Annotated in this window: 16 protein-coding genes, 1 tRNA gene and 1 pseudogene; 10 read left to right on the forward strand and 8 right to left on the reverse strand. The window is 66.6% G+C overall.

The genetic code is table 11. The features are described from left to right. Positions 1-349: 349 nt before the first annotated feature. From AB4Z10_RS00865 to AB4Z10_RS00885, 5 genes are read right to left on the reverse strand one after another with little or no spacing between them, the layout of a single operon-like run. The gene (locus AB4Z10_RS00865) at positions 350-2,647 is read right to left on the reverse strand and encodes a glycoside hydrolase family 31 protein (RefSeq protein ID WP_441468472.1); all 2,298 of its coding nucleotides are present in this window, start codon (positions 2,645-2,647) and stop codon (positions 350-352) included. A gap of 19 nt (positions 2,648-2,666) precedes the next feature. Beyond that, a complete protein-coding gene (locus AB4Z10_RS00870) occupies positions 2,667-3,734 on the reverse strand; it encodes an ABC transporter ATP-binding protein (protein WP_441468473.1) in 1,068 nt (355 codons plus the stop codon). Positions 3,735-3,750: 16 nt separating this feature from the next. Continuing rightward, positions 3,751-4,821: a carbohydrate ABC transporter permease gene (locus AB4Z10_RS00875; RefSeq protein ID WP_441468474.1), complete on the reverse strand. Its 1,071-nt coding sequence runs from the start codon at positions 4,819-4,821 to the stop codon at positions 3,751-3,753. Then, entirely contained in the window at positions 4,818-5,840 is a 1,023-nt protein-coding gene (locus AB4Z10_RS00880) for a carbohydrate ABC transporter permease (protein WP_441468475.1), read from the reverse strand. Before AB4Z10_RS00880 ends, AB4Z10_RS00875 begins: the two co-directional genes overlap by 4 nt. Before the next feature lie 5 nt (positions 5,841-5,845). Beyond that, positions 5,846-7,123 (reverse strand): ABC transporter substrate-binding protein, encoded by a 1,278-nt coding sequence (locus AB4Z10_RS00885; RefSeq protein WP_441468476.1) that lies wholly within the window; start codon positions 7,121-7,123, stop codon positions 5,846-5,848. Between the two features lie 164 nt (positions 7,124-7,287). Between AB4Z10_RS00885 and AB4Z10_RS00890 the strand changes: the two genes are divergently transcribed. From AB4Z10_RS00890 to AB4Z10_RS00935, 10 genes and pseudogenes are all read left to right on the forward strand, one after another. After that, positions 7,288-8,319, forward strand: coding sequence for a LacI family DNA-binding transcriptional regulator (locus AB4Z10_RS00890; protein WP_441468477.1), 1,032 nt, complete (start codon positions 7,288-7,290; stop codon positions 8,317-8,319). A gap of 434 nt (positions 8,320-8,753) precedes the next feature. Beyond that, positions 8,754-11,837: a formate dehydrogenase-N subunit alpha gene (gene fdnG, locus AB4Z10_RS00895; protein ID WP_441468478.1), complete on the forward strand. Its 3,084-nt coding sequence runs from the start codon at positions 8,754-8,756 to the stop codon at positions 11,835-11,837. Between the two features lie 10 nt (positions 11,838-11,847). After that, positions 11,848-12,768, forward strand: coding sequence for a formate dehydrogenase subunit beta (gene fdxH / locus AB4Z10_RS00900; protein WP_441468479.1), 921 nt, complete (start codon positions 11,848-11,850; stop codon positions 12,766-12,768). Further along, entirely contained in the window at positions 12,752-13,447 is a 696-nt protein-coding gene (locus AB4Z10_RS00905; protein ID WP_441468480.1) for a formate dehydrogenase subunit gamma, read from the forward strand. The genes fdxH and AB4Z10_RS00905 overlap by 17 nt, the downstream gene beginning before the upstream one ends. A 65-nt stretch (positions 13,448-13,512) precedes the next feature. Continuing rightward, positions 13,513-14,430 carry a formate dehydrogenase accessory protein FdhE gene (fdhE, locus tag AB4Z10_RS00910; RefSeq protein WP_441468481.1) on the forward strand — a complete coding sequence of 306 codons (918 nt, stop codon included), beginning with the start codon at positions 13,513-13,515 and terminating at the stop codon, positions 14,428-14,430. Positions 14,431-14,617: 187 nt separating this feature from the next. Continuing rightward, positions 14,618-16,024, forward strand: a complete 1,407-nt coding sequence (gene selA, locus AB4Z10_RS00915) for an L-seryl-tRNA(Sec) selenium transferase (protein WP_441468482.1) — start codon at positions 14,618-14,620, stop codon at positions 16,022-16,024. Beyond that, positions 16,011-16,772 (forward strand): tetratricopeptide repeat protein, encoded by a 762-nt coding sequence (locus tag AB4Z10_RS00920; RefSeq protein WP_441468483.1) that lies wholly within the window; start codon positions 16,011-16,013, stop codon positions 16,770-16,772. Before selA ends, AB4Z10_RS00920 begins: the two co-directional genes overlap by 14 nt. Beyond that, positions 16,769-18,586, forward strand: a pseudogene (gene selB / locus AB4Z10_RS00925) (selenocysteine-specific translation elongation factor); the annotation flags it as partial. The gene AB4Z10_RS00920 and the pseudogene selB, both read left to right, overlap by 4 nt. A 105-nt stretch (positions 18,587-18,691) precedes the next feature. Beyond that, positions 18,692-18,787: transfer RNA gene (locus AB4Z10_RS00930), tRNA-Sec, on the forward strand. A gap of 103 nt (positions 18,788-18,890) precedes the next feature. Next, complete coding sequence (locus tag AB4Z10_RS00935; protein WP_441468484.1) at positions 18,891-19,271, forward strand: hypothetical protein; 381 nt, start codon at positions 18,891-18,893, stop codon at positions 19,269-19,271. 81 nt (positions 19,272-19,352) lie between these two features. Here the strand turns inward: AB4Z10_RS00935 and selD are convergent, their stop codons facing one another. Genes selD through AB4Z10_RS00950 form a run of 3 tightly spaced genes read right to left on the reverse strand, consistent with a single transcriptional unit; the run spans position 19,353 to position 22,070 of the window. Continuing rightward, complete coding sequence (gene selD / locus AB4Z10_RS00940) at positions 19,353-20,429, reverse strand: selenide, water dikinase SelD (RefSeq protein ID WP_441468485.1); 1,077 nt, start codon at positions 20,427-20,429, stop codon at positions 19,353-19,355. A gap of 58 nt (positions 20,430-20,487) precedes the next feature. After that, the gene (locus AB4Z10_RS00945; protein ID WP_441468486.1) at positions 20,488-21,582 is read right to left on the reverse strand and encodes a transglutaminase-like domain-containing protein; all 1,095 of its coding nucleotides are present in this window, start codon (positions 21,580-21,582) and stop codon (positions 20,488-20,490) included. Next, positions 21,579-22,070, reverse strand: coding sequence for a TlpA family protein disulfide reductase (locus tag AB4Z10_RS00950; RefSeq protein ID WP_441468487.1), 492 nt, complete (start codon positions 22,068-22,070; stop codon positions 21,579-21,581). Before AB4Z10_RS00950 ends, AB4Z10_RS00945 begins: the two co-directional genes overlap by 4 nt. Between the last annotated feature and the right edge of the window lie 98 nt (positions 22,071-22,168).

The following is a 22,168-nucleotide window of genomic DNA, read 5'->3' on the forward strand; positions in this document are numbered from 1 at the left end:
CGGGAACTCGGTGCGAATGTGGAGTCTTCGGCGCGGCTGCGGCCCGATCGAGAAATCCTCAAATGCTATTCAGAAATGAATGCGGACAATCGGGTTGCCCTGATGGATATCAGCACGCGGCCGGGCCGCCATTGACCGACATCAAACGGACCAGACCTCGGCCGTGCGTCGTCAAGCATGAACTCACGTCTGCGGCATGACGCGCGCAAGCCATTTCGGCAACAGGCTAGCCGAAACCGGGAAGGCGTCAAATTCCGCTCCACCGGCGGGCCTGTTGCGGGCAGGCCAAAAAAACACGCCCTCCCGCCTGACGAAGGTCAGGCGGGAGGGCTCGGCATTTCCCAAGGCTTCAGGCGCCGGAACCGGTGCCGTCAGTGCCGATGTGCCGGATCGCGATACGATCGAACTGAGGCTCCGTCTGGCCTTCCTGATGGATCTCGATCTCGCCGCCGCGCACGTTGAAGCGGATGATTGTCGCCCCGGCGCCGCGCCAGTCGCTGGTCTCGCCATCATCCTCGTAAAGCTCGCCGGAGGCGCCCTCGACGACGCCGCAGACGAGAAGCTCGCGCTGGCCGTCGATGCCTTCGGGGTTGCCGAGCGGGATCAAGGCACCGGCCCGGACGAAGACCGGCAGGCGCCCGAGCGGCGCCGCGACCGTGACGAAGGCGCCGCCGGCGAAATGCTTGCCCTCGTGCCAGTCGTACCAACCACCCGGATGCGCGGGCAGGTAAACACTGCGCTCGCGAGCGCCCTCCTCCAGCACCGGCGCGACCAGCACGTCCGGGCCCAGCATGAAGGCGTCGTCGGTCTTCGCCGCTATCGCGTCCTGCGGGAAATCCCAGAGCAGCGGGCGGATCGCCGGAGTGCCGTCACGGCTGGCGCGCCACATCAGCGTGTAGAGATAGGGCATCAGTCGATAGCGCAGCGAGATCGCCTCGCGAACCTGCGGCACCATCTCCGGGTACATCCAGGGCAGGTTGACGACGCCGTCATCGTTCCAGGAGTTCATGACCATGCGCGGCCACAGGCTGCAGAACTCGTTGAACCGCACAAAGAGCTCAGGGCCGGGCGTCGGGCCATGGAAGCCGCCGACATCGTGGCCGATGCTGAACATGCCCGACAGGCTCATGTTGAGCCCCTGCGTCAGGTTGTAGCGCAGCGTCTTCCAGGCGGTCTCGTTGTCGCCCGACCAGGTCTGGGCGTAGCGCGAGATGCCGGCGCAGCCCCCGCGCGTGATCGCATATTGCCGCTTGCCGGGCTGGCGATCGGCCTGCGCCTCATAGGAGAGCTTGGTCATCAGCAGCGGTTGCGCCGGGCGCGCCAAAGCCTGTCGGAATGGGGTCCCGTCGCCGTCACAGACGGCATCCTCGTCCCAGATCTCGTATTCGTTGTTGTCGTTCCAGACGGTGGTGAAGCCGTAGTCGAGCAGCGCCGTCTCGATGCCGTTGCGCCACCAGGCGCGGCCCTTCGGATTGGTATAGTCGAGGTGGAAGCCGAGCCCGTCCCAGAACTGGGCGACGGCGGGCTCGCCGGTCTTGCCGTCCTTGACCAGAAAGCCGTCGTCGAGCGCCTCCTGCAGGCGCGGATGGTCGTCGAGCAGGCAGGGCTTAAGGTTCGCGACCGTGAAGATGCCGGCATCGTTCAGCCGCTGCATCGTCGCCTTCGGATCCGGGAACTTGTCGCGGTTCCAGTTGAAGGCGTAGCGGCGATGGCCGATCTGGGTGTAGCCCGAGCCGAAATGGAAGCTGTCGCAGGGGATGCGATGCGTCTCCAGTTTGCCGATGAAATCGCTGATGCGGGCATCGGCATCGGGCGCGTCGGCGATCGCCATCGAGGTCACGCCGAAGCCGAAGGACCAGAGCGGCGCGAAGGCCTGCCCGCCGGTCAGCCAGGAGAAGCGCCTGACCACGTCCGGCACGGTCGGGCCCGCCATGACGTAATAGTCGAGGTCGCCGTCGTCGCCTTTCCAGGAGCGGAACAGGCCGTGGTAGTTGTCGAGTGTGCAGCCGAGATCGACGCTGCCGGTCGAGAGATTGTCGTAGAAGATGCCGTGCGCGCCAGCCGGCCCGTCGACGATGAAGAACGGCAGCATCTTGTAGAGCGGGTCGGACAATTCCGCGTCGAAGCCGCAGGGGTCGACCGCGTCGATGGCAAAGCGCCGGCCGGTGCGGTCGAGCGGGCCGGCCTTGTCGCCGAGGCCGTAATGACGCTCCGCGTAATCGCGCGCCATGAAATGCGCGACCGCGCCGGTGCGCGGCGAGACCAGATAGGCCTGCGTCGTGCGGTCCTGCAGGAAGGGCTTGTCCTCGCCGTCGCGGCGCCAGGCGATGCCGAAGGGCGAGAGCGTGACCTCGGCCGTCAGACCGCCGGCGGACAACGTGACCGCGCCGCCGCTCTCGCTGACACTCACCTTCGGGCATGCGAAGCCGGCAAGGCTGTCGCGCGGACGGCCGTCATAGGCCGGCTCCAACCCGCCGGGCGCGATCGACCAGCCGCGGTCGAGCCGGTAGCCGTCCTGCGGCTTCAGCGTCACGCGGCCGATATCGCCTTCGAGGATACGCACGGCGAGCGTATGGCCGAGCCCGACATCGAACAGGGCGGCTTCGCCATCGCGGCCGAGATAGCGGCCTTGCGTGAGGGCTTTCATAGGGATCTCTCTCGGAGTCTTAGGGTCGGATCGCCCGGCCGGCTTCGTCGAACAGGTGCAGGCTCTGCTGCGGGAAGGCGAGCGGCACCGTATGGCCGCGCTCATGCTCGCTCTGGCCGTCGAGCCGGAGCGTGATCTGGGGCAGGCCCGCACTCGCGCCGTAGAGGTAGCTCTCGCCGCCGAGCCGCTCGACCAGATCGACGGATAGCGGCAGCCCCTGCCCTTCCGGCGCCAGCGCCAGATGCTCGGGCCGGATGCCCAGCGTGATCTTCGATCCAGCCGCGAGATCGCCGGTGGCGCAAGCGACCTCATGACCACCTTCGCCCAGCGCGACCTTGCCGGCAGCGGTGACGCGGCCGGGCAGGAGGTTCATGTGCGGCGAGCCGATGAAGCCGGCGACGAAGAGATTGTCCGGGCGGTTGTAGAGTTCGAGCGGCGTGCCGACCTGCTCGATCCTGCCGCCGTGAAGCACGACGATACGGTCGGCCAGCGTCATCGCCTCGACCTGGTCGTGGGTGACATAGATCATGGTGCCGCCAAGCTCGGCATGGAGCCCGGCGAGCTCCTTGCGGGTGGCGACGCGCAATTCGGCGTCGAGGTTCGAGAGCGGCTCGTCGAAGAGGAAGATCTTCGGGTCGCGCACGATGGCCCGGCCGATGGCGACGCGCTGGCGCTGGCCGCCGGAGAGTGCCTTGGGCTTGCGCTCGAGATAGTCGGTGAGGCGCAGCATCTCGGCCGCGCGCCTGACGCGCTTGTCGATCTCGTCGCGCTTGAAGCCCATATTCTCCAGCGCGAAGGCCATGTTCGCGTAGACGGTCATATGCGGATAGAGCGCATAGGACTGGAAAACCATCGCAAGCCCGCGCTCCGAGGCGGGCAAGCCGGTGACGTCAGCGCCGTCGATGGCGATCGTGCCGCCGGTGATCTCTTCGAGTCCTGCGATCGAGCGCAGCAAGGTCGATTTCCCGCAGCCGGACGGGCCGACGAAGACGACGAACTCGCCGTCGGCGACATGCAGGTCGATGCCATGGAGCACCGTCGTCGCGCCATAGGCCTTGCGAACGGCGGCGAGCTTCAGTTCGGCCATGCGGAACTCACTTCCCTCATTTCATGCCCGTATTGGCGATGCCGGTGGTGATGAAGCGCTGCAGGAAGACGAAGACGAGTGCGACCGGCAGCAGCGTCACCACGGTCATCGCGAGCAGATAGTGCCACTGCGTCTGCAACTCGCCCTGGAAGGCGTTGAGGCCGATCTGCAGCGTGTAGGATTCGGTCTTGGTCAGCACGGCGAGCGGCCAGAGGAACTCGTTCCAGCGCCACATGATCGAGAAGATCGCAAGCACGGCCAGCGCCGGCATGGCGAGCGGCATGACGATGCGCCAGTAGATCTGCCACTCCGAGGCCTTGTCCATGCGCGCTGCCTCGATCAGGTCGCGCGGCAGGGTGAGCATGTACTGGCGCAGCAGAAAGACGCCGGTGGGCGTCGCCGCGCCGGGCAGGATCACCGCCCAGAGCGAGTTGACGAGGCCGAGCTTGGTGATGACCAGATAGACCGGAACGAGGATGATCGTGATCGGGATCATCAGCGTGCCGATCACCATCAGCATCACCGCCGTCTTGCCGCGAAACTCATAGATCGACAGCGCATAGGCCGCCATCGAGTTGATGATCAGCGTGATGATCGTCGCGACCACCGTGACGAAGACCGAATTCCAGAGAAAGCGCGTGAAGGCGAAGCGCTCCAGCGGCTCGGTATAGTTCTCGGTGGCGAGCTTGAACTCCCGCACCGGCGTGCGCTTGTCGATCGGCACGCGGATGGTCTCGCCCGGATTGGCCGGGTCGACCATCTGCGCCTGGATGCCGATGCGGCGCACCTGCGCCAACACGCGCTTGCTGCCATCGGGCATCTCGACCTCGAAGAGCGGCAGCTTCTGGGGCTGGCCCGGCACCACTACTTCCTTCTGCGACATCGGCAGCAGCGAGGGCGGGAATTCGAGCAGGCCGGCCTGCGTCTTGAAGGAAGACATGCCGAGCCAGAGCACCGGCCCGAACATCAACACGACGCCAAGCGCGAGATAGGCGTATGCCGCGATATCGGTCCAATGCCAGCGGCCGGGCTTGCGGCGGGCGGTCATCATGGCGACGGCCCTGTTGGTGTGAACAGCCTGGCTCATGCGGCCCCCTTGCGGCGGCTCGCCGCGAGCTGGGCCAGCGTCAGCGCGAAGAGAACGACGCCGAGCACCACGGAGGCTGCTGCCGCCAGGCCGAAATTCTGGACCTGATTGGCGAAGGCCGTCTCGTAGATGTAGTGCACGATCATCAGCGTCGCCGTGCCCGGCCCGCCGCCGGTGAGCACGAAGACCTCGTCGAAGGTCTGTACGCCCTTGATCAGCGCCAGCACGATCACGACGATCATGTTGGGCCAGAGCAGCGGCAAGGTGATGCGCCAGAACATGCGCCAGCGCGGCGTGGCGTCCATCTCGGCCGCCTCGTAGAGATCGGCGGGGATGGCCTGCAGACCGGCGAGCAGGATCAGCGTGTAGAAGCCCATATGGGCCCAGACCGAGACGAAGACGATCCAGAACATCGCCCAGCTCGGATCGACTAGGAAGAGGATGCGCTCGCCGCCGAGCGAAGTGATGCCGGCGTTGAGCAGGCCGTCGCGCTGCAGAATCCATTTCCAGGTCAGCGCCACCACCACCGGCGAGAGCAGCACCGGAAAGAAGTAGACGGCCCGGAAGAAGCCACGCGCCCGGATCTTCATGTTCAGGACGACGGCCGTCAGCAGCGAGAACAGCACCATCGCCGTGACCTGGAAGGCGGTGAAGCGGGCGGTGTTGTAGACGCCGCGCCAGAAATGATCCTCGCGGCAGGACGACGGGTCGACGAAGGAGCCGCAGTCGAAGAGATAGGCGTATTGCTGCGCCCCGACGAAAGGCCGCTCGGTCGGGAAGAGCCCTGCCCCACCCGTTACCGAGAAGATGAAGTTGATGACGAGCGGCAGGAAGACGAAGAGCGAGAAGAAGACGAGATTGGGCAGGATGAAGACATAGGCCATCCGCCGCTCGCCGATCAGGCGCTGGAGCGCCCGCATCGGCCAGTCGACGAAACGCATGAGCAACGCGAGCGGCGCGGCGAGAGCGCCGGCGGCGCCCGCGCCCTCGCGGCGCGGGTTGGTATCGGCGGAGGCCATCCGTCTTACTTCTTGCGCTCGGCGATCTGCTGGGCGATGTCGGATTCGATCCGCTTGAAGGCCTCGTCGAGCGTGCCCTCACCCGAGATCGCCTGGCCGAGGCGGCTGATCGTCGCGTTGAAGATGACGCGGTTGTTGACGTAGCCCTGCAGCTTGTAGGCGACCGGCGAGAGCTGCGCGACCTGATCCGAGAAGACCTTGAGCGCGGCCTTCGCCTGCGGCTTGGCATCCTTGTAGTCGAGCCCCTTGGCGGCAATGCCGAGATGGCCGGGAACGAAGAGCGAGCGGGCATAGAATTCGCTCAGCACCGGCTCGCTCGCCAGATAGTCCATGACCTTGGCGACGGCTTCCGGGCTCTTGGTCGTCTTGATCGCGACGAGGCCGGCACCGCCGGGCATGCCCGAGCAGTTGCCCGCGCCGCAGGGCGAGGGAACCGCGACCCAGTCGAAGGCATCGCCGACCGTCTTCTCGAATTGGGCGATCTGCCAGGAGCCGGAGTGGTACATCACCACCTGGGCGTTCTTGAACTCGTCATTCGCGCCGCGATAGGCGGTGCCGGAGACCGAGCCCCAGAGCTCCTTCTTCATCACGCCGTTGTTGTGCCAGTCATAGACCAGCTTGGCGGCGCGCTTGAAACCTTCGTCGATCACGGCGGGCTCGCCCTTGTCGTCGAAGACCTTGGCGCCTTCCGAGACGGCGACCGAGAAGAAGCGATGGCCCGAGCGGTCCATGGCGAGCGGGAACGGCGCCTGCACCTTGTCGGCCACGGCCTTCGCCGCCTTGCCCCACTCCTCCCAGGTCGCCTTGGCGCCGGGCATGGCGATGCCGGCCTGCTCGAATAGGGTCTTGTTGACGAAGGGACCGGTGACGGTGAGCTGCGTCATGAAGCCGGTGATCGCGCTGGAATCGCCCTCAGGGCGCATCCAGGGCAGGAACGGCCCGAAATTCTTCTCCCAATAGGAGGCGTCCTTGAGATAGGGGCGCATATCCAGCGCATAGCGGGCGATGCCGCCGAGATCGACGACGCGGGCAATGTCCGGGCCCTGCCCCGAGGCGAGTTGGACCGGCAGGTTCTCGGTGATCGCCTTGTAGGGCACCTGATCGAGGACGACCTTGATGTCCTTGTTCTCAGCCTCGAAGCGCTTCAGCAGATCGGAAACGACCTCGCCCTCATTGCCGTCGGAGTACCAGGCAATGCGCACCGTGGTCTGGGCGAAGGCCCCGCTCCCAGCGACGAGGCCAACCGTCAGCGCGAGCGCGGAAATCCAGTGCTTCCTCTGCATCTGCGTTCCATCCCTGAATGACGACGCCTCAATGAGCGTCTTGACAACTAGTAAGGCAAACGTTTGCCTTGCTTGTCAACGGGCGAAGCACGCACCATTGCTGCGTGCGCCGGCTTATACCCACCAGCCGGCATCGGCTTCGCGCGAAGGGACCGGGGAGAACGATGACGGCGAAGGCCGCAAGACCGCAGCAGAGCCTGGCCTCGCTCGCGACCGTCGCACGCGACGCCGGCGTCTCGGTCGCAACCGTTTCGCGGATCGTCAACGGCAAGGCCGGCCGGGCCTCCGCCGATACGATCGCGCGGGTCGAGGAAGCGATCGTCCGGCTGGGCTATCGTCCGAACCCGGTCGGGCGAGCGCTCAAACGTCGGGCCAGCCGCGTCGTGGCGATGCTCGCACCCAATCTCGACAACCCCGCCATGGCGGCGATCGCAGTCTCGACGGAGGCCGCGCTGCGCGACGCCGGCTTCGTCATGATCCTTTGCGACACGCATGACAGGGCCGACCTGCAGGACGACTACCTGCGCGCGATGCGCGACCAGTTCGTCGCCGGCTACGTCATGGTCAGCGCGGTACGCAGCCCCGGCCTTGCCGATGCGTTGAAGCGCGGCGATCCGATGGTGTTCGTGGCGCGGCGCAACCCGCTGGGCGGCGGGGCGTATGTGGGCATCGACAACCGCGCCGCCGGAGCGGACGCAGCCGATCACCTGCTCGCGCGGGGCATCGACAGCACGGCCGTGCTGATGGCCGCCGAGAACGCCTCCAGCACAGCCGAGCGCGCCGACGGCTTCGTCGACAGGCTCATCGCGCGCGGGTTTCCGGTCGATCGAATCCGCCGCGCGAGCGCGCCCGGCCTGTCGCATATCGAGATCGGCTATGCCGCCGCGCGGAATATGGTCGCGGCCGGCGGCTGGCCGGACAGCGCCCTCTGCGTCAGCGACATGATCGCCTATGGCGCCTATCGCCTGGCGGCCGAAAGCGCCGTCGCCATTCCCGAGCGCTGCGCGCTGATCGGCATCGACGGCAACGCGATCAATCGCTGGATCGCGCCCTGGCTGACCTCGATCCGCATCCCCTACGAGCATTTCGGCCAGTACGTCGTCGCGCAGCTCAGGTCATTATGGAGCGGCGCAGCGACGCAGGAAGTCAATGTGCCTCATGACCCGCCACCGATGATCGAGCGCCTCAGCGCCTGATTCCACAGGGTCCACCCATCGCGGGAACGGTCCGACATAGCGCGAGGCTCCAGCGAGCCGCGTCCGCAGTCACGATCGCGTCATGTCGCGTGCCGCGCCCGGCGCATCCTCCTGCCCTTCGATCGCTTCGCTCTCAGTCCATTCACGGAGAGCACCTCGCTTCCGAGCCGCGAAAGAGCGCGGCACGCCTGCTAACCATCTCTAATATGACGGATTATCGGATCGCCCACGCGGCTTTTGAAGCGATACGCGCCGTCCATGAAAGCGGCGACCGCACGCCGCCCTCCAGCCGGCTCTCTCGGGCGACGAAGACGTACACCTAAAGTCTAACTCCGCACCTCTTTGCCCAGCGGATGGGCAGCTTGACGCCCTCAGGGCAGAGTTTCACTATTCCAAAGAGGAACAAGACGCTCTTATTCGCCTGGGAGGTTGAGATGCTGCATGAGCTCTCGCGCCGCCAGTTCCTGAAAGCCGCAGGCGTGGGTTTGGGCGGTTCTGCCGTCGCCGCGCTGGGGTTCGGGGGTGCCGAGGAGGCACTTGCCCAGGCCGTGCGGCCCTTCAAGCTGGCGCGCACCACGGAAACGCGAAATACCTGTCCGTACTGTTCCGTCGCCTGCGGCGTGATCATGTACAGCCTGGGTGACAACTCCAAGAACGCTCACCCGGCCATCATCCATATCGAGGGCGACCCGGACCACCCGACCAATCGCGGCACGCTATGCCCGAAGGGGTCCGCCCTCCTCGACTTCGTCCATTCCGAGACGCGCACCAAATTCCCGCAATATCGCGGGCCCGGCCAGCGCGAGTTCAAGCAGATCAGCTGGGGCGAGGCGCTCGACCGCATCGCGCGGCTGATGAAGGACGACCGCGACAAGAACTTCGTCGCCAAAAACCAGGACGGCGCGACGGTCAACCGCTGGCTGACCACCGGCTTCCTGGCCGCTTCGGCGACTACCAACGAAACGGCCTTCCTGACCTACAAGGTCGTGCGAAGCCTCGGAGTTTTGGCGTTCGACAACCAGGCGCGTGTTTGACACGGACCGACGGTGGCCAGTCTGGCCCCAACATTCGGTCGCGGTGCGATGACCAACTCCTGGACGGACATCAAGAACACCGACCTCATCATCGTTATGGGCGGCAACGCCGCCGAAGCGCACCCTTGCGGCTTCAAATGGGTCACTGAGGCCAAGGCTCAGCGCGGCGCAAAGTTGATCGTCGTCGATCCGCGCTTCACGCGCACGGCCTCGGTCGCGGATTTCTATGCGCCGATCCGGCAAGGCACCGACATCGCCTTCCTGCTCGGGGTGATGAAGTACCTGATCGACAATGACAAGATCCAGCACGACTACGTGCGCATGTTCACCAATGCCCCCTATATCGTGAAGGAGGGCTTCAGCTATCAGGACGGCCTCTTCACCGGCTATGACGAGGCCAAGCGCGACTACGACCGCTCGACCTGGGAGTATGAGCTCGGCCCGGACGGTTATGTGCAGGTCGACGAGACGTTGCAGCATCCGCGCTGCGTCTATCAGCTCCTGAAGAAGCACGTCGCTGTCTATACGCCGGAGATGGTCGAGCGCATCTGCGGCACGCCAAGGGACAAATACCTGGCGATCTGCAAGATGATCTCGGAGTGCTCGGCGCGCGACAAGACAATGACGTCTATGTATGCGCTCGGCTGGACGCAGCACTCGAAGGGCTCGCAGAACATCCGCTCGATGGCGATGGTGCAGCTGCTGCTCGGCAATATCGGCGTGCGCGGCGGCGGAATGAATGCGCTGCGTGGCCACTCCAACATCCAGGGTCTGACCGATATCGGCCTGATGTCGGACCTGATCCCGGGCTATCTGACCCTGCCGAAGGACAGGGAGACCGATTTCGCGACCTACATGTCGACGCGCGGCTTCAAGCCGCTCAGGCCCAACCAGATGAGCTACTGGCAGAACTACAGGAAGTTCATGGTGAGCTTCCTGAAGTCGATGTGGGGCCCGGCAGCGACGGCGGAGAACGATTTCTCCTATCAGTGGCTGCCGAAGCTCGACGTGCCCGGCTACGACATGCTGCGCACCTTCGACCTGATGTACCAGGGCAAGGTCAACGGCTATTTCTGCCAGGGTTTCAATCCGCTCTTGTCCGCCCCCAACCGCGGCAAGATCACGGCGTCTCTGTCGAAGCTGAAGTTCCTCGTGGTGATGGACCCGCTGCAGACGGAGACATCGCGCTTCTGGAAAGACGAAGGCGTCCATAACGATGTCAAGCCCGAGTCGATCCAGACCGAGGTCTTCGAACTGCCGACGAGTTGCTTCGCCGAGGACGAGGGCTCGCTGGTCAATTCCGGCCGCTGGTTGCAATGGCACTGGCCGGGTCAGGAACCTCCGGGCGAGGCCAAGGCCGATACCTGGATCATGGCGCAGCTCCACATGCGCCTGCGGGCGCTCTACCAGAAGGAGGGCGGGGCCTTCCCCGACCCGATCGTCAATCTGCACTGGCCCTATCGCGATCCGCAGGACCCGCAGCCCGACGAAATGGCCAAGGAGCTGAACGGCTACGTCGTCTCCACCGTCGCCGACCCGGCCGATCCGAACAAGGTGCTGCTGGAGAAGGGCAAGCAGGTCGATACCTTCGGCCAGTTGCGCGATGACGGTTCGACAGCCTGCGGCTGCTGGATCTATTCGGGCAGCTGGACCGAACGGGGCAACATGATGGCCCGGCGCGACACCAGCGATCCCGGCAATACCGGCGCCTATTCGAACTGGGCCTTCTCCTGGCCGGCCAACCGGCGCATCCTCTACAACCGCGCCTCGGCCGATATCGACGGCAAGCCCTGGGATCCCAAGCGCAAGCTGATCGAATGGAACGGCACGGCCTGGACCGGCTACGACGTGCCTGACATCGCGCCGACGGCCAAGCCGCAGGATGTCGGCCCGTTCATCATGAACCCCGAGGGAACGGCCCGCCTGTTCGTCCGCGGGATGATGCGGGACGGCCCCTTCCCGGCGCATTACGAGCCGTTCGAAAGCCCCGTCGTCAACGTGACCGCGCCGAAGATCCGCGGCAATCCGGTCGCGCGCATCTTCAAGGAAGACCTCGCCGCGCTCGGAACCTCGGACAAGTTCCCCTATGCGGCGACGTCCTACCGCCTGACCGAGCACTTCCACTTCTGGACGAAGCATGTCTGGGTCAATGCGGTGCTGCAGCCGGAGTTCTTCGTCGAGATCAGCGAGCAACTGGCAGCCGAGAAGAACATCCAGAAGGGCGGCTGGGTGAAGGTCTCCTCCAACCGCGGCTCGGTCTATGCCAAGGCGGTGGTGACCAAGCGCATCAAGCCGCTGATCTGCGACGGCAAGACCGTCCACGTGGTCGGCATCCCGCTCCACTGGGGCTTCACCGGTGCGGCCAGGAAGGGCTTCGGTCCCAACAGCCTCACCCCGTTCGTCGGCGACGCCAACACCGATACGCCCGAGTTCAAGGCGTTCCTGGTGAATGTCGAGCCGTCCAACGGACCGGCGACGAGCTAGGGAGAGTCTCATGGCTGGATTGCAGAGTCAGGACTTCGCCCGCATCTCGGCGACCACCTTCAGGCCGCCGGATGTCCGCCACGACATCGAGGTGGCGAAGCTCATCGACGTCTCCAAGTGCATCGGCTGCAAGGCGTGCCAGGCGGCCTGCCTCGAGTGGAACAATCTGCGCGAGGAGATCGGCATCAACCGGGGGGTCTACGACAACCCGCATGATCTGACGCCGAACACCTGGACGCTGATGCGCTTCACCGAATGGGAGAACCCGGAGAGCGGCAACCTCGAATGGCTGATCCGCAAGGACGGGTGCATGCACTGCGCCGACCCCGGCTGCCTCAAGGCCTGCCCCGCGCCCGGCGCGATCGTGCAGTACAACAACGGCATCGTCGACTTCGTCTCGGAGAACTGCATCGGCTGCGGCTATTGCGTGAAGGGCTGCCCCTTCAACATCCCGCGCATCAGCCAGACCGACCACAAGGCCTATAAATGCACGCTCTGCTCGGACCGGGTCTCGGTCGGTCAGGCGCCGGCCTGCGCCAAGGCCTGCCCCACCGGCGCGATCGTGTTCGGCACCAAGCAGGCGATGCTCGACTACGCGCAGACGCGGCTGACGGATCTCAAGTCCCGCGGCTTCAGGAACGCTGGCATCTACGATCCGCCGGGCGTCGGCGGCACCCATGTGATGTATGTGCTGCATCATGCCGACCAGCCGCAGCTCTACGCCAACCTGCCGGCGAACCCGCGGATCAGCCAGGTGGTCGAGCTCTGGAAGGGGCTGACCAAATATGCCGGAATGGCGTTGGTGGGCTTCGCCGCCGCCTTCGCCTTCGTCCATGCGACGGTGGCGCGACGCAACGATGTCAGCCGCGCGGAGGATCGCGAGGCAGAACATCTGATCGACGAGGAGGCTGCCCGTGGCCGTCAGGCGTGAAGAGGAGCGCACGACCGTCGACCGCTACCCCGGCCGCGTGCGCGTCAATCACTGGGTCACCGCGATCTCGCTGATCCTGCTCGCTCTCAGCGGCGCCGCGCTGTTCCATCCGGCGCTGTTCTTCCTGTCGAGCCTGTTCGGCGGCGGCTCGGCGACGCGGATGCTGCATCCCTGGATCGGCGTCGTGCTGCTCGCCAGCTTCGCGATCCTCTTCGTCCAGATGGTCAGATACAATTTCTGGACGAAGGCCGATACGCGGTGGATGGGCCATATCCGCGAGGTCATGTCGGGCAGGGAGGAGAACGTCCCCGAGGTCGGCAAGTACAATGGCGCCCAGAAGATCGTCTTCTGGCTGATGACGCTCCTGATCCTTGTCCTGTTCGGGACGGGGCTCATGATCTGGTACGAGTATTTCGGCGCGAGCTTCACCATCGAGCAGCAGCGCTTCGGCCATATCCTGCATGCGCTGGCGGCGATCGCCATGCTGCTCGTCGTCATCGTCCATATCTATGCCGGCTTCTATGTGCGCGGTACGATCAACGCGATGACCGAGGGCAAGGTGACGGGCGGCTGGGCTTTCCGCCACCACCGGCTCTGGCTGCGGCAGGAGGCGCGCGAGGGCGTGATCGACGAGCGCCAGACCCCGCCGCGCGGCCATAGTGCTGGCCCGGCCGAATAGTTCGATCGCGGGGCGGCCCCGGCCGCTCCGCCTCCCGTGACCCGTGCGGTTCGAGAGGACAGTGAATGAGTGAGGATCCCGGCTTCGCCCTCGAAGATGTCGGCATTGCCGAGCGCGACAAACCGCCCTTCGTCAGATTGCCGAAGCCGGAAAACCTGTTCGGCCTGCGCGCCATGCGCTTCGCGGCACTCGCTCCGGGGCACCAGCTCGAAGCCTATCTCCTCTTCCTCTCCGCCTTGTCGAAGGTGCAGGACAAGCTGGCGCGCGAGCTGCCGCCCCCTGCCCTGCCGTCGCAGGCGCAGATGCGACAGCGCGCCGGCCATGCCATGCCGATCCTGCCGCGCGAGGAGCTGGCCGACGATCCCGCGGCCTCGGAGGCATTTGCGCATCTCGTGACGCAGCTCGCCGACGTCGCAATGCCCGATCTCGCCCGCGCCGCGCTCGATCGTGCCGGCCAAGCCGACGACGAAGGCCGGCGGGCGATGCTCGCGGCGGTTCTCGCCGATGCCGTCCCGGTCGAGGCGGTGGCCGAGCACATCTTCGCCGCCGCCGCCTTGCAGATCGTCGCCGCGCAGCGCGCCGCGCAACTCGACCCTGTTCTGCCGCAGCCGGTCGCCGACGGCGTCTGCCCCTGCTGCGGTGGGCCGCCCGTCAGCAGCACGGTGGCGGGCGACGCCAACATCGAGGGCGTGCGCTATGTCCAATGCTCGCTCTGCGCGACGCAATGGAACCATGTCCGTGTGAAGTGTGTTTCGTGCGGTTCGACCAAGGGCATCGCCTATCAGGCGATCGAAGGCATCGCCGACACGATCAAGGCCGAGACCTGCGACGAATGCCGGACCTATGTGAAAATCCTGAACCAACGCAAGGACATGGAGCTGGAGCCGGTAGCGGACGATGTTGCGAGCCTCAGCCTCGACCTGCTGGTGACCGAGGCCGGCTGGCGACGCGCGGGGGTGAACCCGTTCCTGTTAGGGTACTAGAGTTGCCGCTTTTTTATGGGAACACGCCGTCATCCCGGACAAGCCGCGCCAGCGGCGCCGATCCGGGAGCCATGCTTGAACCTCTGTTGGAAGTGCTCTGGCATGGATCACGGGTCAAGCCCGGGATGACGGGCGTGTTTCCGAGCAAGGCGACCAGCGTGATCAAGCGTCTCCCGGAGGGAGCCTGATGAACAAGCCCGAACGCTTCCGCCCGCCATCGGTCGACACTGTGCTGCGCAGTGCCGGCGGCGAGCTCGCCATCGCCCGCCACGGACGGGCCGCGACGACCGGCGCCACCCGACTGGTGCTGGAACAATTGCGAGAGGGCGGCCACCCCTCAGCCCCCTCCGTGGAGCAAGTCGGCAGCATGGCGCTGGATTGGCTGGAGGACCGCGGGCGCCCCTCCCAGCGCCCCGTCATCAATCTGACCGGCACGGTGCTGCACACCAATCTCGGCCGCGCCCTGCTGGCCGAGGAGGCGATCGAGGCCGTCGTCACCGCGATGCGCGCTCCGACCAATCTCGAATACGAGATCGAGGCCGGCCAGCGCGGCGAGCGCGACGGTCATGTGCGTGATCTCATCCGCGAGCTGACCGGGGCGGAGGACGCTGTCCTCGTCAACAACAACGCATCGGCGGTGCTGCTTGTGCTCAACACCTTCGCCAGAGATCGCGAGGCCATCGTCTCGCGCGGCGAGTTGATCGAGATCGGCGGCGCCTTCCGCATGCCGGACATCATGGCGCGCGCCGGCGCCATCCTGCGCGAGGTCGGCACGACGAACCGCACGCATCTCAAGGATTATGCCGAAGCCATCGGCCCGCAGACCGGACTGCTGATGAAGGTGCACACCTCGAACTATGTGGTGCAGGGCTTCACGGCGGAGGTCGAACCGTCGGAACTCGCGAAGCTGGCGCGCCAGCATGAGCTGCCCTTCGTCGACGATCTCGGTTCCGGCACGCTGATCGACCTCGCGCGCTGGGGGCTGCGCAAGGAGAAGACCGTTCAGGATGCACTCAAGGGCGGCGCCGATCTCGTCACCTTCTCTGGCGACAAGCTGCTCGGCGGCCCCCAGGCGGGCATTGTCGCCGGGCGCAAGGATCTGATCGCTAGGCTGGCGAAGAACCCGCTGAAACGGGCGCTGCGCCTCGACAAGCTTCGATTGGCGGCACTGGAAGCGACGCTCAGGCTCTATCGCGATCTCGACAGCCTGGCGCAGCGCCTGCCGACGCTAAGGCTGTTCACCCGGCCGGCGGCGGAATTACGGGCCGTGGCGGAGCGCCTGCAGGCCAAAGTCGCGGATCGGCTTGGATCGGACTGGACGGTCGAGGCCATCGACTGCGCCAGCCAGATCGGCTCCGGCGCACTGCCGCTGGAGACATTGCCAAGCGCCGGGCTCGCGATCCGCCCGGCCGGCAAGGCGACCGGCTCCGCCATCGAGAGGCTGGCTGCGACGTTTCGGGCCGTGCCGGTGCCGATCATCGGCCGGATCGCGCAAGGCGCGCTGATCTTCGACCTGCGCTGCCTCGAGGATGAGGAGCTTTTCGCCGCGCAGCTAGCTGCGTTGAAAGCGGAGCCGAGCGATGGGCTGGCTTGAACGCTTCTTCCGCAAGGAGCCCGCGGCCGGGCGAGCGGGCCGCCATGACGTGGCTTCGGCCATGGCCGAAGCCACCCACGCGGCAGAGCGTGGCGACCATGCGGCTGCGCTCGCGATCTGGGGGCCGCTTGCCCATGCCGGCATCGGCCGGGCCCAGAACAATATCGGCGCCTGCTTCGCCGAAGGCCTCGGCGTCGAGCGCGATCCGGCGCTGGCCCTGCGCTGGCTGACGCTTTCAGCCGAAGGCGGCGATCCGGTCGGGCAACGCAATCTTGCGGCCCTGCATTTCAAGGGCGATGGCGTCGAGCAGAGCGATGACGAGGCGCTGCGGTTCTACCGTCTCGCCGCCGAGCAGGGCGACGCACCGGCGCAGGACATGCTGTCCTGGATGCTGCTGGAAGGCGGGCGCGCCACCGATCGCGCCGAAGCGCTGCGCTGGGCGCAGGCCGCGGCCGAGACCGGCGTCGCCACCAGCATGACCCGGCTCGGCATGATGCATCACGATGCGCTCGGCGTGGAACGCGACGCGGCGCAGGCCGCGCAATGGTGGCAGCGCGGAATGGAAGCGGGGGACCCGGATTCGGAGGCGATGCTCGGCGCCGCAACTCTGCTCGGCCAGGGCGTGCCGCAGGATGCCGGCCGCGCGCTCGCCCTCCTGCTCGCGGCCGAGGGCAAGGGCAGCCTGCTGGCCGCCAACTTCATCAAGGCCGCGCGCGCCGCTGCCTCCCCGGCGGAGGCCGGGTCATGATCATCGGCACCGCCGGCCATATCGACCACGGCAAGACTTCGCTGGTCAGGCGGCTGACGGGCGTCGATACCGACCGGCTGAAGGAGGAGAAGGCACGAGGCATCAGCATCGCGCTCGGCTTCGCCTATTGGCCACAAGTCAACGGCAGCGTCATCGGCTTCATCGACGTGCCCGGCCATGAGAAGTTCGTCCATACGATGCTGGCCGGCGCCTCGGGCATCGACCTTCTGCTGCTTGTCGTCGCTGCCGATGACGGGGTGATGCCGCAGACACGCGAGCATGTCGCCATCGCGCGTCTGCTCGGGATAGAGCAGGCCGTCGTGGCGCTGACCAAGGCGGACCTAGCCGATCCGGATCGGTTGGCCGCGGTCACGAACGAGATCGCAAACCTGCTCGCGGACACACCGTTCGCCGGGGCACCGATCCTGCCTGTCTCGACCGTGGCCGGTGACGGCATTGCCGAGCTGTCGACATTGCTCGCCGAGAAGGCACGCGAAACCCGGTTGCGCCATAGCGACGGCGCTTTCCGGCTCGCGGTCGACCGCTGCTTCACCCTGCAGGGCGCGGGCACCGTCGTTACCGGCACGGTGCTGTCCGGTGGCGTCGCCCTTGGCGACAGCGTCATCGTTTCGCCCGCCGGGATCGCTGCGCGCGTGCGCTCGATCCACGCCCAGAACCGCCCGGCCGAGCGCGGCACAGCGGGAGATCGCTGCGCGCTCAACCTCGCCGGGCCGGGCATTTCGAAGGAGGCGATCCGGCATGGCGACATGGTGCTGGCGCCCCCCCTTCATGCACCTACGCTACGGATCGATGCGGAGGTGACGGTGCTGGCCTCGGAGGCTAGGCCGCTGACGATGTGGCAGCCAGTGCGGCTGCACCATGCCGCGGCGGAGGTCGGAGCGCGCATCGTGCTGCTGGGCGAGGAGATCGCCGCCGGCACCACCGCTCCGGTCCAACTGGTTCTTGATGATCCTCTGGCCGCCGCAGTGCTCGACCGTTTCGTCCTGCGCGACACCAGCGCTTCACGCACGATCGCCGGCGGGCGAATCCTCGACCTGCGCGCCCCCGAGCGCCGCCGCCGCAGCCCGGAGCGGCTGGCGCAGCTCGCGGCGCTCGGGCTGTCCGACCCAGCCGAGGCGCTGCGCGCGCTCCTGTCCCTGCCGCCGCATCACGCCGACATCGACGGCTTCGTCCGCGACCGCGCGGCGGGCGGCGAGGCGACCGGAGAATTGGCGGCCAGGCTCGGTCTGGTCCGGATCGGCTCGCTCGCGATGCTGCCGGAAAACTGGCAGGAACTCTCACAGGCGACCGTCGAGCGCCTCGACGCCTGGCATGCCGAACATCCCGACTTGCCCGGCATGGGGCTGGAGCGTTTGCGCCTCGCGATTGCGCCGCGCCTGCCCGCGCCGCTCTTCCGCACGGTGTTGGGGCGTCTCGCCGATGGCGGCCTGGTCGTCATGGCCGGTTCATGGGTCAGGCGGCCGGGACACGAAGTCCGACTGTCGCCGGAGGACGAGGCGCTCTGGGCACAAATCGCACCGCTGATCGACGCGCAGGAACGGTTCCGGCCGCCGCGCGTGCGGGATATCGGCCAGTTGCTCGGGCGCCGCGAAGAGGACATCCGCCGGCTGTTCCGGCTGGCCGGCCGGCGCGGGGATGTTCACGAGATCGCGCTCGATCATTTCTTCCTGCGGGCGACGCTGACCGAGATGGTCGGCATCGCCGCGCAACTCGCGGGCGCCGATCCGGCCGGCTTCAACGCCGCGCAGTTCCGCGACAAGCTCGACAACGGCCGAAAGGTCGCTATCCAGATACTCGAGTTCTTCGATCGCCATGGCGTCACCATCCGCCGCGGCGATCTCAGGCGCATCAACCGGCAAAGGCTCGATCTGTTCGGCCCGCAGCCGGCGATGCCCGATGGAGGAGAAGCGTCCCCGGTGGGGCGTCCGGACTTCAAATCCGGGAGGGGCCGTCAGACGGTCTCTGGTGGGTTCGACTCCCATTCTCTTCCGCCAGTTCACTGAGGCGGCATGATCGACAGCCAAGCCCCTGCCCTCGACCCGACCGTGCATTTCGAACGCGCCGCCGACGCGGCACGACCGACCGAGGATAGACCGCGTGTCGACTTCTAGGGGCCTCGGAACGGATTTCGACCGCTGGCTCGGCAAGCTCTTCCGCAAGGGGCCGTTCACTGCGCTGATCGTGCTCGTGAAGATCGCCGCGCCCAAGGTCGAGCCGCTGCGCTCCACCTTCGTCCATGTCGTCGGTAGCAAGATCGACTGGGGCGACATCGTCCTGATGCTGCGCGGTGCCGGGGTGAGCTGGGACGGAGCGGCCTTCTTCCCGACGCGAGACGAGGATGGCGGGCTGGTGCCCGATGAACTCGCCCGCAAACGGCTGCGCGAGCTGGAAGACGCCCTGCGGGAGGACCGGCTGGTCCTCAACAAGGGCGCCTTCTTCGACGTCTGGGGACGGAATCTGGAGGTTCAGGAGGCGTGAGACGGCGGGAAGGCTCCGGCGCCCCTTCCGGCAAGAGATTCTCGCGTCGCCGCAGAACGCGCCCGAGAACGGCGACGCAGGCTATGTCACTACCACGCGCCCCGGTCCCGCCTCGACCGCGCCGATGATCCGTGCGGCCGGATAGCCCGCCGCCTTGATCCGCGCGAGGATGTCCTGCGCCCGCTCCGCCTTGCAGGAGACCAGAAGCCCGCCGGAGGTCTGCGGATCGGTCAGCAGATGGCGGCGCCAATCCGGCAATCCGGCCGGCAACTCGGCGCCTTCGCCATAGCTCGCCCAGTTGCGGTGCGAGGCGCCGGTCACCCTGCCCTCTTGCGACAGCCGTTCTGCCTGCGAAAGGAATGGCAGATCGGCCAGTTGCAGCCGCAGCGTGGCGCCGGAACCGCGCGCCATCTCCAGCCCGTGGCCGAGAATGCCGAAGCCGGTGACATCCGTGATGGCGTGGACATCGTCATCCTCTGCCAGTTCGGCACCGATGCGGTTGAGCAAGGTCACCGATCCGATCATCTCGTCATAGGCCGCCGGCGAGAGCTGTTCCTTCTTGAAGGCCGCCGAATAGATGCCGACGCCCAGCGCCTTGGTCAGGATCAGCGCATCGCCGGGCCTTGCCCCGCTGTTGCGGCGCAGGTTCCGTGGTTTCAGAAGCCCGATCACAGCCAGGCCGTAGATCGGCTCGGGCGCATCGATCGAGTGGCCGCCCGCGACGGGAATGCCGGCCTCGGCGCAGATCGAGGCGCCCCCCATCAGAATCTCGCGTGTCGTCTCAATCGGCAACTTGTCGAGCGGCATGCCGAGGATCGCCAGCGCCATGATCGGCTTGCCACCCATCGCATAGACGTCCGAGATCGCATTGGTCGCGGCGATGCGGCCGAAATCACGGGGATCGTCGACCATGGGCATGAAGAAGTCGGTCGTCGCGACGACGCAGGTCTCGTCGTCGATCTGCCAGACGGCGGCGTCGTCACCGGTCTCGGTGCCGACGAGAAGCTGCTTGTAAGGCCCGGCCGCCGGGTGTTCGGCCAGAAGCTGCTGGAGCACCGAGGGCGCCAGCTTGCAGCCGCAGCCGCCGCCATGCGCCAGGCTGGTCAGCCGTGGTGCAGCGGGCTTCGCCGGCGCGGCGCGTTCGATCGTGTCACTCATCATCGGTCTCCGGATAGAGCGGCTGGGAGCCGAGGAGGCCCCGGCCGAAGCGGCGTCTTCAGGCGGTGATCTCGACTGCCTTGATCGTGTACTTGAAGGTGTCGGGATCTAGGCAATCGAGCAGCGCCCCGGCGATCTCCGCCTGCGGATACATGAGGAAGCCGACCTTGTGTTTCGAGCCGGGCAGCGCGACATCATGCGCCATGTTGTAGCCGAGCCAGTTGCCTTCCCAGGCGCCGAACAACGCCTCGCGCGCCGCGACCACCTTCGCGTCGTCGACGGCGTTGTTGCCGGGCGGCTCCTCGAGCACGACCTTGCGGACATCGGCGGGATCGGTCGCGACCCAGCCATGGCCGTCTAGCCAGACTTCCGCGCGGCAGTGCTGGGCCTTGGTGATCACCTCGGATCCCGCCCCCAGGCTCTTGTAGCCGAACTGGGAAGGTGCGACGCGAATGCCGTAGATGTCGCGCGCCGGGATGCCGACCGAACGCACGAGCGCGACATAGAGCGCATTGAGATCGGCGCATTTGCCGCCGAGATTGCCGCTGCGCAGCATCGAGGCGACGTCGCCGGTGCCGCAGCCGCGCGTCTTCGCGTCACGGAAGGTGTTCGCGACAACCCATTGGTAGATGACGCGCGCCTTGTCGATGTCGCTCGCCTTGCCGGCCGCCGCCTTCTCGGCGGTTTCCTTGACGATGCCGTCGGTCGGCATCAATTCGGTCGCTTCCAGAAAGAGCTTGCGCTCGTCCGCGCCCAACGCCGGCGCCGGCCCGGCCGCGAAATCCTCGGCGCGATCGCGCAGCGAGAAGCGGCTGCGGACTTCGGCCGCCGGCGCCGTCTCGCCTTCCTTGAAGACGAGATGCAGCATCTGCGCGCCATATTTCGGATCGCTGACGATCTCGGCTGAGGCCGCATTGGTCTGCCAGTCGTTGCGGCCCGGCTTGATCCATGCGGCCTCCGCGACGGAAGGCAGCGGAACCCAGGCCTGCGCCTTCCCCTGCCCGGCGAGATCGAGCCGTGTCACCACCACGAAATCCCGCCATTTGCCGGGCTTGGGGGCGAAGACGGGCGCCTGCGCGAAGCCTGCGCGCGGCAGCAGAAGCGCCGCACTCGCGGCGGCACCGGTCGTGAGCATATCGCGTCGGCTGATCATGGTGTGCTCCTTCCCCTGTTGTCGTCGGTTTTCACTGCGTCTGGCTTGGCGCCTGGCTCGGCGCCGACCAAGGCTTCGAGCGCCGTCAGCACCGGTGGGCTGGTCCAGTCGAGCGGCTCGGCGGTGAGCGATACGGGGCGCAGATCGCGATCGAGCACGAAGCTCGAGGGCAGCCCCTCCACCCGCCAGCGTTTCATCGCCGCCCGGTCACGGTCGAGCAGAATTGGGAAACGCACCGGGCGCTGACGAATGAAATTGCGCACCCGTGCCTCGACCTCACCGACATCGACGGCAAGGATGGTCGCGCCTGTACCGAGCCGCTCGGCCAGCGCATCGAGCGAAGCCAATTCCTCGACACAGGGCGCACACCATGTCGCGAAGAAATGAACGATGACGGGCCGACCGCGCAGGTCGGCGAGATCGATCGCCGGGCCGTCGAGACGGCCGAGCGCGAGCTCAGGTGGCGCTTCGTCGGACCAAGGCAGCAATTCTCCCGCAATCGCCCGCGCTGCGGCGAGGCACAATGAACAACCCGCCAGCGCCAGGAGAAAGCGCCTTCGCTGTCGATCCGGTCGGTGAGCGCCCC

Source organism: Allobosea sp. RAF48 (assembly GCF_052114025.1).
Classification (GTDB): Bacteria; Pseudomonadota; Alphaproteobacteria; order Rhizobiales; family Beijerinckiaceae; genus Allobosea.

Coding starts and splice junctions, on each gene's coding strand:
- AB4Z10_RS00865 (WP_441468472.1), bottom strand. CDS start 2,647: ATGAAAGCCCTCACGCAAGGCCGCTATCTCGGCCGCGATGGCGAAGCC.
- AB4Z10_RS00870 (WP_441468473.1), bottom strand. CDS start 3,734: ATGGCCGAACTGAAGCTCGCCGCCGTTCGCAAGGCCTATGGCGCGACG.
- AB4Z10_RS00875 (WP_441468474.1), bottom strand. CDS start 4,821: ATGAGCCAGGCTGTTCACACCAACAGGGCCGTCGCCATGATGACCGCC.
- AB4Z10_RS00880 (WP_441468475.1), bottom strand. CDS start 5,840: ATGGCCTCCGCCGATACCAACCCGCGCCGCGAGGGCGCGGGCGCCGCC.
- AB4Z10_RS00885 (WP_441468476.1), bottom strand. CDS start 7,123: ATGCAGAGGAAGCACTGGATTTCCGCGCTCGCGCTGACGGTTGGCCTC.
- AB4Z10_RS00890 (WP_441468477.1), top strand. CDS start 7,288: ATGACGGCGAAGGCCGCAAGACCGCAGCAGAGCCTGGCCTCGCTCGCG.
- fdxH (WP_441468479.1), top strand. CDS start 11,848: ATGGCTGGATTGCAGAGTCAGGACTTCGCCCGCATCTCGGCGACCACC.
- fdhE (WP_441468481.1), top strand. CDS start 13,513: ATGAGTGAGGATCCCGGCTTCGCCCTCGAAGATGTCGGCATTGCCGAG.
- selA (WP_441468482.1), top strand. CDS start 14,618: ATGAACAAGCCCGAACGCTTCCGCCCGCCATCGGTCGACACTGTGCTG.
- AB4Z10_RS00920 (WP_441468483.1), top strand. CDS start 16,011: ATGGGCTGGCTTGAACGCTTCTTCCGCAAGGAGCCCGCGGCCGGGCGA.
- selD (WP_441468485.1), bottom strand. CDS start 20,429: ATGAGTGACACGATCGAACGCGCCGCGCCGGCGAAGCCCGCTGCACCA.
- AB4Z10_RS00945 (WP_441468486.1), bottom strand. CDS start 21,582: ATGATCAGCCGACGCGATATGCTCACGACCGGTGCCGCCGCGAGTGCG.